3 protein-coding genes are annotated in these 2120 nt (G+C 63.7%); all 3 read left to right on the forward strand.

Annotated features, from left to right (window positions below; genetic code table 11):
• Positions 1-549: 16S rRNA (guanine(527)-N(7))-methyltransferase RsmG (gene rsmG, locus JX325_RS15690; RefSeq protein WP_204791990.1), on the forward strand; the 549-nt coding region annotated here is incomplete at its 5' end.
• A gap of 41 nt (positions 550-590) precedes the next feature.
• A complete protein-coding gene (locus JX325_RS15695; RefSeq protein WP_204791991.1) occupies positions 591-1337 on the forward strand; it encodes an AAA family ATPase in 747 nt (248 codons plus the stop codon).
• A gap of 51 nt (positions 1338-1388) precedes the next feature.
• Positions 1389-1805, forward strand: a complete 417-nt coding sequence (locus tag JX325_RS15700) for a methylglyoxal synthase (RefSeq protein ID WP_204791992.1) — start codon at positions 1389-1391, stop codon at positions 1803-1805.
• Positions 1806-2120 lie beyond the last annotated feature (315 nt).

The following is a 2120-nucleotide window of genomic DNA, read 5'->3' on the forward strand; positions in this document are numbered from 1 at the left end:
CTCCACTTCCTGGACAGCGCCGCCCTGCTGGCCCTGGCGGACCTCCGGGGGAAAACCGTGGTGGACGTGGGGACCGGGGCGGGCTTCCCGGGCCTTCCCCTGAAAATCCTGGAGCCCTCCATTCAATTGACCCTGCTGGACGCCCAGCGCAAGCGGGTGGACTTCCTCCGGGAGGTCTGCGAAGACCTGGGGCTGGAGGACGTGGAATGCGTCCACGGCCGGGCGGAGGAATTCGCCCAGCAGCGCCGGGAGTCCTTTGACTTCGCGGTGAGCCGGGCGGTGGCGGCCCTGCCGGTACTGACGGAGCTGTGCCTGCCCATGGTGAAGCCGGGGGGCCAATTCCTGGCCATGAAGTCCGTGGACAGCAATGAGGAGCTGAACGCCGCCGGGCGGGCCGTCAATCTGCTGGGAGGGCGGCTGGAAAAGCCCGCCGATTATAGTATTTCCGGCACAAATGTCCCCCGGCGGCTGGTGATTATGACTAAAATTACCGAAACGCAAAAAAAATACCCCAGAACGTTTGCAAAGATCAAGAAGAATCCGCTATAATAGAAGGTGCGAAATCAGCGTTTGGAAGGGAGGCGCGTTCCATGGCGGGCCAATGCGTTGCCGTGGTCTCCGGCAAGGGGGGCACGGGCAAGACCTCCTTCACCGCTGGGGTGGGCTCCGCCCTGGCGCAGATGGGGCAGAAGGTGCTGTGCGTGGNCTGCGACGTGGCCCTGCGGAACCTGGACCTGGCCCTGGGGCTGACGGACAAGGCCATTATGGACTTTACCGACGTGGCCCAGCAGCGCTGTTCCCTGGACGTGGCGGCGGTGGAGCACCCGGACCTTCCGGGCCTCTTCCTGCTGACGGCCCCCACCCGGAGCCGGGGCCGCCCGGTGACGGAGGAACANATNGCCGTCATGCTGGACGCCGCCNGGGAACGGTTCGACTACTGCTTCCTGGACGCTCCGGCGGGNCTGGANAGCGNCNTTCAGCTGGCCACCTGCGCGGCGGACCGCTGCGTGGTGGTGGCCACGGCGGACGCCTCCTCCCTGCGGGACGCCCAGCACACGGTGATGGAGCTGAACCGCTTCCCCACCGGACGGCTGCACCTGACGGTAAACCGGGTGCGGCGGAAAATGCTGCGCAGTATGCACGCCACCATCGACGACGCCATCGACCGGGCGGGCCTGCCCCTCATCGGCGTCATCCCGGAGGACGACGCCCTCCCCCTCTCCCTGAACAAGGGGGTGCCCCTGCTGCTCAGCGGAAGCCAGGGCGCGGCGGCGGCNTACCGGAACATTGCCAAGCGCCTCCAGGGGCAGAAGGTCCCCCTGCTGCGGATACGATAAGACAAGTCCCCGGCGGCCTCCGCCGGTTATGAAGACAGAAAGGAGCATGACATGAACATCGCGCTGATGGCCNACGACAACAAGAAGGAGCTGATGGTCCAATTCTGCACCGCCTACGCCGGGATTCTGGCCCGGCACCAGCTCTACGCCACCAACACCACCGGACACATGATTGCGGATTCCACGGGCCTGGATGTCCACTGCTTCCTGACCTACGCCCACGGCGGCAGCCAGCAGATTGGGGCCCGCATCNCCTATAACNAGTTTGATCTGGTGCNGTTTTTCAACNACCCCGNCAACGAGGAGCGGGCGGAGGACATCTCCTACATCTCCCGTCTCTGCGACCAGAACCGGGTCCCCTTCGCCAGCAACATCGCCACGGCGGAGATGCTGGTCCTGGGCCTGGCCCGAGGCGATCTGGACTGGCGCTTAATCGTCAATCCCTCCACCTCCCGCCCCCTGGCCTGACTTTTCTTGAAAGAAAAGTCAGCAAAAGAACGTTATCTCGCTCTGGCAGTCTGGCGATAAACCAGGCCGGAGCGGCGGCAGCCGGGCCTGTAGGTTTCGGAAAATTTTTAGGTCCTCTTTATTGCGCCCAAAAATGAGGTTCCCAAATACTGGATATTTGGGCGGATGATGAGCGCTCTCGTCCCAAATCACTTTNGGGTGGCGGCGCTCTTTTTCAGCGGCCCCGCCGCCTACCGGCACCACTTCTTACAAGAGAGAAAAGGAGCAGCGTTATGGCAAAACAAACCCCCCGTACCCTCTCCGGCTTCATGGAGC

It is taken from the genome of Oscillibacter sp. CU971, assembly GCF_905219725.1.
Taxonomy (GTDB): domain Bacteria; phylum Bacillota; class Clostridia; order Oscillospirales; family Oscillospiraceae; genus Oscillibacter.